The organism is Streptomyces sp. NBC_00209 (genome assembly GCF_045206345.1).
Lineage (GTDB): Bacteria > Actinomycetota > Actinomycetes > Streptomycetales > Streptomycetaceae > Streptomyces.
Window position 1 is genome coordinate 1643947 of sequence record NZ_CP108121.1, and the last position, 14539, is coordinate 1658485.

Sequence of the window (14539 nt, forward strand, 5' to 3'; positions counted from 1 at the left end):
GTGACCAACGAGCGCGGGGCCCTCGGTGTTCCGATTCCGGGCCATCCCAAATATTTTGCACGTACCAGTCGGTTGACCTTCATGCGTCGCGACGAGGGCGGGTGCGCTGATCTGCGGAGAAGCCTCACAGCTCGCACCAAGCCGGTACGTAGCGGCGCGTACGCCTGCGCGCGTAGTCGCGGTACGCGCCCCCTCCGGGGGCGGACGGCAGCGGCGAGGGTCCCCGCACCGCCGTGACGTGCTCGACGTGCCCCCACCGGCGTGTCGGGTGAGACTGGACCGGCAGAGGACGGGACGGACCCTCCGGGGCGTCCCCGCCGTCCGGGTGCGCCGGTGCCGTCGTGCGCCGGACGGCAGTGCGGACAACCACGCCCCGCAGACCTCTGGACGCGGCGGCGGATGCGCAGTTCTCTGGCATACGGGGGAGCGCGCGTCACCGGACGGCACGGCCGTCCACTCGGGCACGACCGATCGGCAGAACCGGCAACCTCGGCGGATTGGGGCGCATTCCATGACACCAACGCTCGTTCGGCACCACCGGCACACGGAGTCGTCCGCCCGCGCGGACGGCGCCTCCCGCGCCCGCGACTGGGCGGAGATCCAGGAACGGATGCTGGCACCGCTGTACGAAGCGGTGTACACGCGGCTGGAGGTGGGGCCCGCCACGCGGATGCTCTCGCTCGGCTGCGGATCCGGCCTGGCGCTGCTGATGGCCGTGGGCCGGGGCGCCGCGGTCACCGGCGTGGACACCGACCCGGACCGCCTCGCCCTCGCCCGGACCCGGCTGCTGCCCGCACCGGAGGACCACACCGCACCGTCCGCCGCCCCGCTGCTCACGGAGAGCGTCGCCGAGGCGGCGGACGGCGGTCCGCACCACCTGATCATCGCGTTCACCCCGATCGGCTGCGAGGCGGGCGACGGCGAGGAGCTGGTGCGGGCGCTGGAGACCGCCGTGCCGTCGGCGGACCGGCGCGCCACGGTCGTCCTGACCGGCTGGGGCCCGCCGGAGCGGTGTGCCACGGAGTCGGTGCTCCGGGTGGCCGGGCGGCTCGCCGACGACGGGCGCGGGCCGGGCGGCGGCTGGCGCGGACCGCGCCGCGACGATCTGGAGGACGTGGCCTTCCGGTCCGGGTTGCGGCCGGACGGCTCCGGCCGGGTGGCCTGCCCGTTCGGCTACGCGGACATGGACAGCGCGGTACGCGGCCTGCTGTCGACCCGGCTGTTCGAAGCGGCGGTCCGGGCGACGGACCGGTGGCAGGTGGAGAAGGAGCTCACCGAGGCCCTGCACCCGCACCGGCGGCCGGACGGCACGGTGTGGATGTCCAACGTGTTCCGGTACCTGGTCTGCACGACGTGAACGGACGCCGTACGCCGGAGGGGCGCCCACCGCAAACGGTGAGCGCCCCTCCGGCATGACGTGACGTGAGCGTCAGCCCATGAACTTCTTGAACTCGTCGGGCAGCTCGAAGTCCTGGGCGTCCTGGCCGGCCGGGAGGCCGGGGACGCCGTTCTGCGCGGCCTCGCGGCGGGCCGCCGCGGCCTGCTCGTCGGCCTTGCGCTTCATCGGGTTGCCGCTCTTGCGCTTCCCCTTGGCCTGCTTGACCTGCTTCTTCTGGCGGCCCGGACCGCCGCCCATGCCCGGCATCCCGGGCATCCCCGGCATGCCGCCGCCCTGCGCCATCTTCGACATCATCTTGCGGGCCTCGAAGAACCGCTCGACCAGTCCCTTGACGGCGGAGACATCGGAACCGGAACCCTTGGCGATACGGGCCCGGCGCGAGCCGTTGATGATCGTCGGCTCGGCACGTTCCTTCGGGGTCATCGACTTGATGATCGCGGCCATGCGGTCGATGTCGCGCTCGTCGATGTTGTTGATCTGGTCCTTGATCTGCCCCATGCCGGGCAGCATGCCGAGCAGCTTGGAGATCGAGCCCATCTTCCTGACCTGCTCCATCTGGGCCAGGAAGTCATCGAACGTGAAGTCCTTGCCCTTGCTGGACGCCAGCTTGGAGGCCATCTTGGCGGCCTCTTCCTGGCTGAAGGTCTTCTCCGCCTGCTCGATCAGGGTGAGCAGGTCACCCATGTCGAGGATCCGGGACGCCATGCGGTCCGGGTGGAACGCGTCGAACTCGTCCAGCTTCTCGCCGTTCGACGCGAACATGATCTGCTTGCCCGTGACGTGGGCGATCGACAGGGCGGCACCACCGCGGGCGTCACCGTCGAGCTTGGAGAGCACCACGCCGTCGAAGCCGACGCCGTCGCGGAACGCCTCGGCGGTGTTGACCGCGTCCTGACCAATCATCGCGTCGACCACGAACAGGATCTCGTCCGGGCTGACGGCGTCGCGGATGTCCGCGGCCTGCCGCATCAGCTCCTGGTCGATGCCGAGGCGGCCGGCGGTGTCCACGACGACGACGTCGTACTGCTTGGACCGGGCGTACTCGATGGAGTCCTTGGCGACCTGGACCGGGTCGCCGACGCCGTTGCCCGGCTCGGGGGCGTACACCGCGACACCGGCGCGGTCGGCGACGACGCTCAGCTGGTTGACGGCGTTGGGGCGCTGGAGGTCACAGGCGACGAGCAGCGGGGAGTGGCCCTGGCCCTTGAGCCAGAGGCCGAGCTTTCCGGCGAGGGTCGTCTTACCGGCGCCCTGGAGACCGGCCAGCATGATCACGGTGGGCGGGTTCTTGGCGAACCGCAGCCGCCGGGTCTCGCCACCGAGGATGGAGATGAGCTCCTCGTTGACGATCTTGACGACCTGCTGGGCGGGATTGAGGGCCTGGGAGACCTCTACGCCGCGCGCCCGCTCCTTGACGTTGGCGATGAAGGACCGGACGACGGGCAGCGCCACGTCCGCTTCGAGCAGGGCGATACGGATCTCGCGAGCCGTGGCGTCGATGTCCGCCTCGGACAAGCGGCCCTTGCCCCGGAGGTTCTTGAAAGTCGCGGCAAGGCGGTCGGAGAGAGTATCGAACACGGCGCTCGTCGGTCCTCAGGGTCGGGGGCGGTCGGGTCAGTAGGTTCCCAGGGTATCCGGACGCCGGAGAACGCCAAGACCTCGCCCGGTCCCGGTCTCAGCCGAGCGCCTTCTCGACCTCCTGGGCCAGCTCCGCCGCCCGGGCCGCCGGCAGCGGCTCCCCGTCCGCGTCCGTGACGTAGAAGGCGTCCACCGCGTTCGCCCCCAGCGTCGACACATGCGCGCTCCGCACCCGTACCGCGCTCCGCTCCAGCGCGTGCCCGATGCGGTGCAGCAGGCCGGGGGCGTCCTGGGCGCGGACCTCGATCACCGTGGCGAGCCGGGAGCCCGCCGGGGCCACCGTCACCCGGGGCGGCGGCGCCTTCACACCGCGCCGCCGGGGGTAGGCCGCCTCCCGCTCGGCGAGGCGGGCGGGGATGTCCAGGGTGCCGTCCAGGGCGCGTACGAGGTCGGCGCGCAGCCGGTCCGCCGAGGGCAGCGAGCCGTACTCGGCGGCGACGCGCCAGCTGAGCAGCAGCAGGTCCGCGGAGTCCCCCAGCTCCGTGGGCAGTTCCACGGCGCGCAGGTCGGCGGCGCGGACGGTGAGGCGGTGCAGGGCGAGGACGCCCGCGGCGGCGGGCAGCACGCCGGGCCGGTCGCGCAGCGCGATGAGGAGTTCGACGCCCACCGGCTCCGGGCTGTCCTCCTCGTGCGGGGTCTCGGGCCGGGTGTGCAGGGCGAGGACGGGGGTGCCGGTGCGCAGCGCCTCGATCGCGAGGCGCTCCTGCTCGGCGCTGGGGGCGGCCGGCTCGGGCTCCTCGGGGGCCTCCCCCGCCAGGACCTGGGCGACGCGTTTGACGAGTTCGGTGACGAGGGAGGCGCGCCAGGCGGACCAGGCGGCGGGCCCGGTGGCGAGCGCGTCGGCCTCGGTGAGGGCGTGCAGCAGCTCCAGGGTCGCGGCGCTGCCGACGGCGTCGGCGACGGCGCGGACGGTGGCCGGGTCGTCCAGGTCGCGCCGGGTGGCGGTCTCGATGAGCAGCAGGTGATGGCGTACGAGGGTGGCGACGACGCCCACGTCGTGCTGGTCGAAGCCGATGCGGGCGGCCATGTCGCGGGCGATGACCTCCCCGGCGACGGAGTGGTCGCCGGGCCAGCCCTTGCCGATGTCGTGCAGCAGGGCGGCGACGAGGAGGAGGTCGGGGCGGCCGACGCGGCGGGTGAGCGAGGCGGCGCGGACGGCCGCCTCGACCAGGTGGCGGTCGACGGTCCAGGTGTGGACGGGGTTGCGCTGGGGGCGGCAGTGGACGCGTTCCCAGTCGGGCAGGAGGCGGGTGATCAGCCCTTCGGCCTCCAGCGCCTCCCAGACGGGGATCGTGGCCTCGCCGGCGCCGAGCAGGGTGACCAGTTCCTCGCGGGCCTCGGCCGGCCAGGGCACGGGGAGCGGCTGGGCGGTGGTGGCGAGGTGGCGTACGACGTGGCGGGAGAGCGGCAGTCCGGACTGGGCGGCCGCGGCGGCGGCGCGCAGGACGAGCACCGGGTCGCGTTCGGGCCGGGCGGTGCGGGCGAGGACGGCCTCGCCGTCGGCCTCCACGACGCCGTCGGCGAGCGGGGTCCGGTCCGGGGCGGGGGTCCGGCCGCCGCCGAGCAGGGCGCGCAGCCGGGGCCGGGCGGAGCGGGCGCGCAGGACCCGGTTGACCTCGCGCCAGGTGACGTCGGTGGCGTACGAGACGGTGCGGGCGGCTTCGTAGACCTGGCGGAGCAGGGCGTCGGCGTCGAGGAGGCCGAGGGCCTGGGCGACCTGGTCCTGTTCCTGGAGGGCGAGCCGGTCGGTTGCGCGGCCGGTGGTGAGGTGGAGGGCGTCGCGGGTGTCGAGGAGGGTGCGGCGGGCCTCGGCGAGTCCTTCGCGGGGGGCGTCGGCGACCCAGGAGGCGGCGACGGCGCGCAGGGCGGTGACGTCGCGCAGGCCGCCCCGGGCCTCCTTGAGGTCGGGTTCGAGGAGGAACCGCAGTTCGCCGTGGCGTTCGGCGCGTTCGCGGCAGAGCTCGTGGAGGTCGGGGAGGCGCTTGGGTGCCTGGTTGCGCCAGTCGGCGAGGATCGCGGTGCGCAGGGCGGCGACGAGGCCGAGGTCGCCGGCGACGGGGCGGGCGTCGAGCAGTCCGAGCTGGACCTTGAGGTCCTCGCCGGCGGTCTTCCGGGCCTCGGCGGGGGTGCGTACGGAGTGGTCGAGGGCGAGGCCCAGGTCCCAGACCGGGTACCAGATCCGGTCGGCGAGGGCGGCGACGGCCGCGGGGTCGGCGGTGCCGTCGTGCAGCAGGAGGAGGTCGAGGTCGCTGCGCGGGGAGAGTTCGCCGCGGCCGTAGCCGCCGACGGCGACGAGGGCGGCGCCCCGGACCCCGGCGTGCTGGGCGGCGCCGGTGAACAGGGCGGTGAGCCAGTCGTCGGTGAGGGCGGCGAGGGCCGCACGGCGCGGCGGCCCGGGCCGCTCCTTCTCCTGGAGAAGGCGCAGCCGGGCCGCCGCGTAGCCGCTGGGGCGCGAGTCCTCGGATTCGGTGGTCGCTTCGATGCTCGTCACCCAGCTGCCCTTTCCGTGTGCGGAACCGTGCGAAACAGTCGGCGGGGGCCGGTCAGAGGGCGTCCGGGCCGCGTTCGCCCGTACGGACCCTGACGGCCGTCTCGACGGGGACGGTCCAGACCTTGCCGTCGCCGATCTTGCCGGTGCGGGCGGCCTTGACGACGACGTCGAGGAGCTGTTCGGCGTCCTCGTCCTCGACCAGCACCTCGATGCGGATCTTGGGGACGAGGTCGACGGTGTACTCGGCGCCCCGGTAGACCTCGGTGTGCCCGCGCTGACGACCGTAGCCGCTGGCCTCGGTGACGGTGAGGCCCTGGACGCCGAACGCCTGGAGTGCTTCCTTGATCTCGTCCAGACGGTGGGGCTTCACGACTGCGGTGATGAGCTTCATGCGTCCACCTTCTTGTTCGTCGGGGCGGCCGGGCCGGGGGCGGGGGCGGTACGGGAGGCCGCGCCGCCGCCGGCGCCGCTGAAGTCGTACGCGGTCTCGGCGTGTTCGACCTGGTCGATGCCGGAGATCTCGTCGTCCTCGTCCACGCGCATCCCGAGGATCTTGTCGACCAGGAAGGCGAGGATCGCGGAGACGACGAGAGAGTACGCGAGGACCGCGAAGACGCCGACGGCCTGCTTGCCGAGCTGGTCGAGCCCGCCGCCGTAGAAGAGGCCCTTGGCATCGGACTGGACGCCACCGGTGGCGAAGAAGCCGATGAGCAGGGAGCCGATGATGCCGCCGACGAGGTGGACGCCGACGACGTCGAGGGAGTCGTCGTAGCCGAACTTGTACTTGAGGCCGACGGCCATGGCGCACAGCACACCGGCAATGGCACCGACCGCGATGGCGCCGAGCGGGCTGACCGCACCGCCGGCCGGGGTGATGGCGACGAGTCCGGCGACCGCGCCGGAGGCGGCACCGAGGGTGGTGAAGGCGCCGTGCCGGATCTTCTCGTAGGCGAGCCAGGCGAGCATCGCGGCGGCGGTGGCGACCTGGGTGTTGACGAACATGACCGCGCCCACACCGTCGTCGTTGCCGAGCCAGGAGCCGGCGTTGAAGCCGAACCAGCCGAACCAGAGGAGACCGGCGCCGAGCATGACGAGCGGCAGGCTGTGCGGCCGCATCGGGTCCTTCTTGAAGCCGACGCGCTTGCCGATCACCAGGATCACGCCGAGGGCGGCCGCACCCGCGTTGATGTGGACGGCCGTACCGCCGGCGAAGTCGATGACGCCGAGCTTGTACAGCCAGCCGCCCGCGCCCCACACCCAGTGCGCGACCGGGAAGTAGACGACGGTGACCCAGAGCGTGATGAACAGGGCCCAGGAGGTGAACTTGACCCGGTCGGCGAGGGCACCGCTTATCAGCGCGGGCGTGAGGACGGCGAACATCAGCTGGAACACGGCGAAGACGTAGACCGGGATGGTGTAGCCGTCCCAGAGTTCCGTGACGCCGATCCCGCTGAGGCCGACGTAGTCCTGGCTCCAGCCGATGACGGATCCGGCGTCGGTCCCGAAGGCGAGGCTGAAGCCGTACAGCACCCAGAGGATCGTGACGATCCCGAGGCTGATGAAGCTCATCATCAGCATGTTGAGGGTGCTCTTGACGCGGACCATGCCTCCGTAGAAGAAGGCGAGGGCCGGGGTCATGAGCATCACCAGGGCCGAGCAGATGAGCATGAAGCCGGTGTTGGCGGCAGACAGCGTCGGGGTGTCTGCGGCAAGCGTCGTGATGCCTGGGGGCATCGGCGTCTCCTCGTCGTCGGTGCGGCCGCGTGCGGGCGGTGGGGGCACAACCACTGCGGGACCACTGGGGAAAGGTGCGGGCCGGTTGGACCGGCCGGCGATTGGAGGGTGGAGGAAGGAGCGGGGCTGGGTGCGTGCAGCTGCAAGGCGGAGGATTGAGCCATGGCGGAGCCATGGTGATTGACGACAACGCCGCAGATGTGCGTGCCCAGCCCCGCGACGCCACCCTCCAATCGTCGGCCGGTCCAATGAGCCACGAGGTTCGCCCAGCGCCGTTTCGGCCGGTGCGCCGCGATGTTTCGCGGCAGTGACGAAGGGAAGCGACGTGTTACGTCCCCATGAACCGCGCGTGCCGTACCCACGCTCGCGCCCACTCTGCGGCCCGGGCCGCATACGGTGCGGTTACGACGCTCCGGCGGGGGAACGACCACACGAACCGGCCACGGCGATCACCCGTTGACCTGGCAATGGGGGGAGCCGAAGTCGGTCTGTGCTGGGTGATCGTCGTGGCCGGGGTCTGGGGCCCGAGGGACGTCGCTAGACGGTTTCCACGGTTTCGGGCAGCTGTTCGATGAGGAGTTCGGTGAGCTCGGCGACCTCGGGCACGTCCCCGAAGTCCCTGGCGGCGGTGTCGACGGTCTTGCGGAGCCGGGTGTTGACCCGCTCGGAGCGCACCTTCTTGGCCACGCGCAGCGCCTGCCCGGCGGGCACGGTGGACGCCTCGGGCTCGCCCTTGAGGAGGTGCACGGTGGCGAGGCCGATCAGATTGAGCGCGTAGGAGCGCTGGTGCTCGTCGTCCTCGCCGAAGAGCTGGACCGCCCGCCGCATGACGGGCTCGGCGAGCGAGGCGTACGTGGGGCTGCGGCCGGCCACGTAGGCGAGGTCCCGGTACGAGTGCGAGTTCTCGCCGTTGAGTTCGGCCTCGGAGAAGAAGCGGATCCAGTCGGGCTCGGGCTCGCCGTCGATGCCGGCGTCCAGGAAGGTGTCCTCGGCCATGCGGACCGCCCGCTTGCACTTGCTGGGCTGGCCCATGTTCGCGTAGGCGCGGGCCTCCATCGCGTACAGCATGGCCTGGGTGCGCGGGGTCGCGCAGTCGCGGCTGCCGTACTGGGCGAGGTGGATCAGCTCCAGGGCGTCGTCGGGGCGGCCGAGGTGGATCATCTGCCGGCTCATGCTGGACAGGACGTACGAGCCGAGCGGCTTGTCGCCGGCCTCCTTCGCGGCGTGCAGGGCGAGCACGAAGTACTTCTGGGCGGTGGGCTGGAGGCCGACGTCGTAGCTCATCCAGCCCGCCAGCTCGGCCAGTTCGGCGGCGCAGCGGAACAGGCGCGTGGCGGTGGCGGCGGGCTGGGGCTCCTGGAGCAGGTCGGTGACCTCGTGGAGCTGGCCGACGACGGCCTTGCGGCGCAGTCCGCCGCCGCACTGCGCGTCCCACTGGCGGAACATCGCGGTGGTCGACTCCAGCAGGTCCAGCTCGGGGCCGGAGAGCCGCGACGGACGACGGGCGGCGGCGGGTTCCGGTTCGGCGGCGGGGGCGGCCGCGACCGGCACCAGCCAGCGCTGCATGGGCTCGATGAGCGCGGGGCCGGCGGCGAGGGCGAGGGAGCTGCCGAGGAAGCCCCGGCGGGCGAGCATCAGGTCGCTCCGGGAGAACTCACTGAGCAGGGCGACGGTCTGCGGGCCCGCCCACGGCAGGTCCACACCGGCCACGGAGGGTGCCTGGTGCGGGGTGCGCAGCCCCAGGTCCTCGACGGCGACGACGCTGCCGAAGCGCTCCGAGAACAGCTCGGACAGGATGCGCGGGATCGGCTCGCGCGGCTGCTCGCCGTCCAGCCAGCGCCGCACCCGGGAGGTGTCGGTGCTGATGTGGTGGGCCCCCATCTGGCGCGCCCGGCGGTTCACCTGCCGCGCCAGCTCGCCCTTCGACCAGCCGCTGCGCACGAACCATGACCCCAGTTGCCCGTTCGGGCGCTTGCCGGCGTTCGTCTCGCCTGCGCCGCTGCCACTCACGGATAAGCCCCCATCCCGCCGAATACGTATCGCGCGAAGCACTACCAGAATGCCCCGAACTCATGTCGCCCGTACGGGCGTTGGACCCGATCGAACAGAAAACCGGGTTGCCTGCGGCATACCCGTGGGCGCACATACTTCCATGGTTCGTGTACCGACGGTAATCCTACGATCACGGGCCCGGCGAGGCCCTTTGCGTAATCGCCACCATTCGCCACCCCTTCGATTGAACGCCACCCCCATGGGCCGCGATTCACTTGACAGGACGATTCGCACGGGCGCGAGGAAGCGCCCGGGGGCGCGCGGGCGGTTGCACGCTCCTCTTCGTAACCACCGGCGAACCGGACCCGTTGGAGGGGGCATGGGCTTCACGATCGGAATCCGCGAGATGCGCACCGGCGCACGGCGTCGCGCCCGTGCCGCCGCCGGCGGTACGGAGGTGGCCGAGTACACCGGGCTGTGGGGCTGGGCCGTGGTGCCCGGGGCCCGCGCGGCGGGCGGCGCCTGCTCCTGCGGGGACCCCGGCTGCGCCGCCCCGGGCGCGCATCCACTGGAGTTCGCCCGTGAGGTGCCCGCCGGGGCGACGCTCGACGCGGCGGCGCACGCCTGGGCCGAGGTGCCCGGCGCCTCGATGATGCTCCCCGTGGGCCGCAGCTTCGACGTGCTCGACGTGGCGGAGGGGCCCGGGCGGCGGGCCCTGGTGCGGATGGAGCGGATGGGCCTGCCGCTGGGACCGGTCTCGGTGACCCCGCAGGGCCGGGCGCAGTTCTTCGTGGCCCCGGGCGCCGCCGCCGGGCTGCCCCGGCTGCTGTACCGGATGGGCTGGGACGACGCGGGGCTCGATCTGCGGGCACTCGGTCCGGGCGGCCACATCACCGCGCCGCCCTCGGACCGGGGCGGGCTCGGCCCGGTCCGCTGGCTGCGTGCGCCCGGGCCCGACAGCGCGACGCCGCCGGAGGCCCGGCTGCTGCTGGGCACGCTGGCGTACCTCTGTCACCGGTGGGCGGCGCCCTGCGGCTGAGCCGCGTACCTCCCGCACAGCGAGAAGCCCGGCCGCACGAAACGGCCGGGCTTCGAAGCTGTCCGATGGGGGTCAGTCCCCGATCAGCGCGTCCACGAACGCCTCCGGCTCGAACGGGGCCAGGTCGTCCGGGCCCTCGCCGAGTCCGACGAGCTTGACCGGAACGCCCAGCTCGCGCTGGACGGCGATGACGATGCCGCCCTTGGCGGTGCCGTCCAGCTTGGTGAGGACGATGCCGGTGATGGCGACCACCTCGGCGAAGACCCGCGCCTGCACGAGGCCGTTCTGTCCGGTGGTGGCGTCCAGGACGAGCAGCACCTCGTCCAGCGGGCCGTGCTTCTCCACGACGCGCTTGACCTTGCCCAGCTCGTCCATGAGCCCGGTCTTGGTGTGCAGCCGGCCGGCGGTGTCGATGAGCACCACGTCGGCGCCCTCGGCGATGCCCTCCTTGACCGCGTCGTAGGCGATGGACGCCGGGTCGCCGCCCTCCGGACCGCGCACGGTGCGGGCGCCGACACGCTCGCCCCAGGTCTGGAGCTGGTCGGCGGCGGCGGCGCGGAAGGTGTCGGCCGCGCCGAGCACCACGCTGCGGCCGTCGGCGACGAGCACCCGGGCCAGCTTGCCGGTGGTGGTGGTCTTGCCGGTGCCGTTGACGCCGACGACCATCACGACGCCGGGGGTCTCCAGACCGCCCTCCGTCTTCACCGCACGGTCGAAGTCGGTGCCGAGCAGGGTGAGCAGCTCCTCGCGGAGCAGGGTGCGCAGCTCCTCGGGGGTGCGGGTACCGAGCACCCGGACGCGCTCGCGCAGGCGCTCGACCAGCTCCTGGGTGGGGGCGACGCCGACGTCGGCGGTGAGGAGGGTGTCCTCGATCTCCTCCCAGGTGTCCTCGTCCAGATTGTCCCGGGACAGGAGCGCGAGGAGCCCCTTGCCGAGGGTGTTCTGCGAGCGGGCGAGGCGGGCGCGCAGCCGGACGAGCCGGCCGGCGGTGGGCTCGGGGACGTCGAGCGCGGGGGCTTCCGGCTCCACCGTCTCCGGCTCGGCCTCGGCGGGCGGGGCCGCGACGTCCTCGATGGTGCGGCGCGATTCCTCGCGCGGCTCTTCGGCCTCCTCGCCGACACGGGGCTCGGCGGGAGGTGTGAGGGTCGGCGTGCTCGACGGTGCCGGGGGCAGCTGCTTCTTCTTGCGGCTGCTGACCACGAGCCCGCTGATCACGCCGACCGCGACCAGGGCGATGACTACAGCAAGGATGACGAATTCCATAACCCTCCCAGTATCGGTCACCCGGGCCGGCAATCGAGGGAGGGACGGATTCGGTGCGGGATCGCGGGCCCGTGCGACCTTGCGGTCACTACGACCGTTATGCCGGAAAGGTACGATCCTGGCCGTGGAGACCCGTGGCCTGGACCCCGTGCCGGACGAGAAGCGCACCGGCCGGGTCCGGGCCCTCTTCCCCACCTGGGCCACGGCGAACATGACCGTGCTGCTCGTCACCGTGGGCGCGGGGCTCGTCGTGCTGGACGGGTTGAGCCTCTGGCAGGTGCTGGTGGCGGCCGTGGTGGCGCCCCTGATCTCGTTCGGCCTGGTCGGCTTCGTCTCGGTGGCCGGGAAGCGGGGCGGCGCCCCCGGCATGGCGCTGTCGCGGGCGGTCTTCGGCGTACGGGGCAATCTGGCGCCGGGCGCGCTGATCTGGGTGGCGCGGTGGGGCTGGGAGACGATGAACGCGGTCACCGGCGCGTACGCCCTGCTGACCGTGGGCGAGGTGCTGTTCGGGGTCCGGAGCACGCCCGCGCTGATCATGGCGACGCTGCTCGCGTTCGTGGCGGGCAGTTTTCTGCTGTCGGGGCTCGGGCTGCGGGCGCTGCGGGTGTGCTGCACCTGGTCGGCGTATCTCTTCGGCGCCTTCAGCGTCCTGGTGCTGGCGCGGTTGGCCGTGACGGTGCCGTGGCGCGCGGTGCTCGACCGGCCGCCCGGCGCGGTGTCGGCGGTGATCGCGGGCATCGGCACGCTGACGGCCGGGGGGATCAGCTGGGCGCCGTCCGGTCCGGACTTCACCCGCTATCTGCCGCGCGCCGCGAAGGGCCGGGCGATGGTCGCGGCGACGGTGGGCGGGGCGCTCGTGGTGCTGGTGCCACTCGTGGTGATGGGGGCGGTGATGGCGGTGCGGACGCCGGAGCTGGCGCTGACCCGTGATCCGGTCTCCTTCATCGGGGTCCTGCTGCCGACCTGGCTCTCCGTCCCGTATCTGGTCGTCGCGGTCACGGGCATGGTGCTGATCAACGCGCTGTCGATGTACTCGGCCGGGTTCACCGCGCAGACCCTCGGCCTCACCGTGCCGCGCGCCTGGGCCGTCGGGGTGAACGCGGCGATCAGTCTGTTCCTGGGCGCGCTCCTGATGATGGTGGCGAGCAGCTTCATCGACGCCTTCGTGTCGTTCCTGCGGCTGCTCGCGGTGACGTTCTCGGCGTGGATCGGGGTCTTCGCCACGGACATGCTGCGCGGCCGGGCCTACGACCCGGAGGCGCTCATGGACACCGGCCGGGACGGTGCGTACTGGTACACGGGCGGCATCGCGTGGCCCGCCGTGGGCGCGTGGGGCGCGGGGCTCGTGGTGGGGCTGCTGTTCACCGGCGTGGAGTGGTTCACCGGTCCGCTCGCCGGCACCTGGCCGGGCCGCAGCGGCCTGGGCTGGGCGGTCACGGCACTCGTCTCGGGCGGCCTGTACGCGATGCTGCCGCGCCCGGGCCGCCCTGACGAGACGTCTTAGCCCATCTCCTCCAGCGCCTTGCCCTTGGTCTCCTTCACGAACTTGATGACGAAGGGGATCGAGAGCGTGGCGAAGCAGGCGTAGATGATGTACGTGCCCGAGAGGTTCCAGTCCGCGAGGCTCGGGAAGCTGGCGGTGATGGCCCAGTTGGCGATCCACTGCGCGGACGCGGCGACGCCGAGCGCGGCGGCGCGGATGCGGTTGGGGAACATCTCGCCGAGGAAGACCCAGACCACCACGCCCCACGACAGGGCGAAGAAGAGCACGAAGACGTGGGCGGCGGCGAGGGCGACCGCGCCCTGGACGGTCGGGAGCTTGCCGTCGACCAGGTCGGCGGAGAAGGCCCATGCCTCGAAGGCGAGGGCGACGGCCATGCCGCAGGAGCCGACGAGGGCGAGCGGGCGGCGGCCGACGCGGTCCACCAGGACCATCGCGATGACGGTACCGATGATGTTGACGATCGACGTGGTGAACGACCAGAAGAAGGAGTCGGTCGGGTCGATGCCGACGGACTGCCACAGCGTCGCCGAGTAGTAGAACGCCACGTTGATGCCCACGAGCTGCTGGAACACCGAGAGGCCGATGCCGACCCAGACGATCGGCAGGAAGCCGAAGCGGCTGCCGAGCAGGTCCTTGAAGCTCGACTTGTGCTCGCGGCGCATCGCCGTCTCGATCTCCTGGACGCGCGCGTCCAGGTCGACGTTCTTGCCCTCGACCTCTTCCAGGATCTTCCGGGCCCGCTCCCGCTTGCCGATGGAGAGCAGGAAGCGCGGCGACTCGGGGATCGCGAAGGAGAGCAGCCCGTAGAGGATGGCGGGCACGACCATCACGCCGAGCATCCACTGCCAGGCTTCCAGGCCGCCGATCTTGCCGCGCTGGTCGCCGTCGGCGATCTGCAGGATGCCGTAGTTGACGAGCTGGGAGATGGCGATGCCGATGACGATCGCGGCCTGCTGGAAGGAACCGAGGCGGCCCCGGTAGGCGGGCGGCGAGACCTCGGCGATGTAGGCCGGGCCGATCACCGAGGCCATGCCGATCGCGAAGCCGCCGATGATGCGCCACATCGCCAGGTCCCAGAGCGCGAACGGGAGCGCGGAGCCCACGGCGCTGATGGTGAAGAGGACGGCGGCGATCTGCATGCAGCGGATGCGCCCGATGCGGTCGGCGATCCGGCCGGCCGTGGCGGCACCGATCGCGCAGCCGATGAGCGCGATGGCGATGACCTGGGCGAGCGTGCCGGAGCCGATGTCGTAACGGTGGCGGATCGCCTCGACGGCGCCGTTGATCACGGAGCTGTCGTAGCCGAACAGGAAGCCGCCCATCGCGGCCGCGGCGGTGATGAAGATGACATGGCCGAGGTGGTCCGGGTGGGCCGAACGGGCACCGGACTCCGGTCCGGATCCTGGCGACGTACTGGTCACGTAAGTCCTCCCTGGGGCGGGGCCACGGCATCGGACATGGGTAAGTGGATCTCAAGTG

The 14539-nt window shown here is 72.3% G+C and carries 10 protein-coding genes; 3 read left to right on the forward strand and 7 right to left on the reverse strand.

Features of this window, described 5'->3' with window-relative positions; genetic code table 11:
• The first annotated feature begins 511 nt into the window (after positions 1-511).
• On the forward strand, positions 512-1357 hold the full coding sequence (locus OG867_RS07095) for an SAM-dependent methyltransferase (RefSeq protein ID WP_406283671.1): 846 nt from the start codon (positions 512-514) through the stop codon (positions 1355-1357).
• 72 nt (positions 1358-1429) lie between these two features.
• On the opposite strand, the gene ffh is transcribed toward OG867_RS07095, so the two are convergent.
• The 5 genes from ffh to OG867_RS07120 form a co-directional block, all read right to left on the reverse strand.
• A complete protein-coding gene (gene ffh, locus OG867_RS07100) occupies positions 1430-2977 on the reverse strand; it encodes a signal recognition particle protein (protein WP_328902629.1) in 1548 nt (515 codons plus the stop codon).
• A 97-nt stretch (positions 2978-3074) separates the two neighbouring features.
• Positions 3075-5528, reverse strand: coding sequence for a [protein-PII] uridylyltransferase (locus OG867_RS07105; protein WP_406283673.1), 2454 nt, complete (start codon positions 5526-5528; stop codon positions 3075-3077).
• 52 nt (positions 5529-5580) lie between these two features.
• A complete protein-coding gene (locus OG867_RS07110; RefSeq protein ID WP_018102395.1) occupies positions 5581-5919 on the reverse strand; it encodes a P-II family nitrogen regulator in 339 nt (112 codons plus the stop codon).
• Positions 5916-7262 (reverse strand): ammonium transporter, encoded by a 1347-nt coding sequence (locus OG867_RS07115; protein WP_406283676.1) that lies wholly within the window; start codon positions 7260-7262, stop codon positions 5916-5918. Before OG867_RS07115 ends, OG867_RS07110 begins: the two co-directional genes overlap by 4 nt.
• 537 nt (positions 7263-7799) lie before the next feature.
• Positions 7800-9272, reverse strand: a complete 1473-nt coding sequence (locus tag OG867_RS07120; protein WP_328902626.1) for a hypothetical protein — start codon at positions 9270-9272, stop codon at positions 7800-7802.
• A gap of 361 nt (positions 9273-9633) precedes the next feature.
• On the opposite strand from OG867_RS07120, the gene OG867_RS07125 reads away from it, so the two are divergent.
• Entirely contained in the window at positions 9634-10293 is a 660-nt protein-coding gene (locus tag OG867_RS07125; RefSeq protein ID WP_406283678.1) for a bifunctional DNA primase/polymerase, read from the forward strand.
• Positions 10294-10365: 72 nt separating this feature from the next.
• Here OG867_RS07125 and ftsY read toward each other — a convergent pair whose 3' ends face one another.
• Positions 10366-11556: a signal recognition particle-docking protein FtsY gene (ftsY, locus tag OG867_RS07130; RefSeq protein WP_406283680.1), complete on the reverse strand. Its 1191-nt coding sequence runs from the start codon at positions 11554-11556 to the stop codon at positions 10366-10368.
• 124 nt (positions 11557-11680) lie between these two features.
• Here ftsY and OG867_RS07135 point away from each other — a divergent pair, with 124 nt between their 5' ends.
• Positions 11681-13060 carry a purine-cytosine permease family protein gene (locus OG867_RS07135; RefSeq protein ID WP_406283682.1) on the forward strand — a complete coding sequence of 460 codons (1380 nt, stop codon included), beginning with the start codon at positions 11681-11683 and terminating at the stop codon, positions 13058-13060.
• Here the strand turns inward: OG867_RS07135 and OG867_RS07140 are convergent.
• The gene (locus OG867_RS07140) at positions 13057-14481 is read right to left on the reverse strand and encodes a sugar porter family MFS transporter (protein WP_406283684.1); all 1425 of its coding nucleotides are present in this window, start codon (positions 14479-14481) and stop codon (positions 13057-13059) included. The two genes, OG867_RS07135 and OG867_RS07140, sit on opposite strands and share 4 nt — an antisense overlap.
• Positions 14482-14539: the final 58 nt, after the last annotated feature.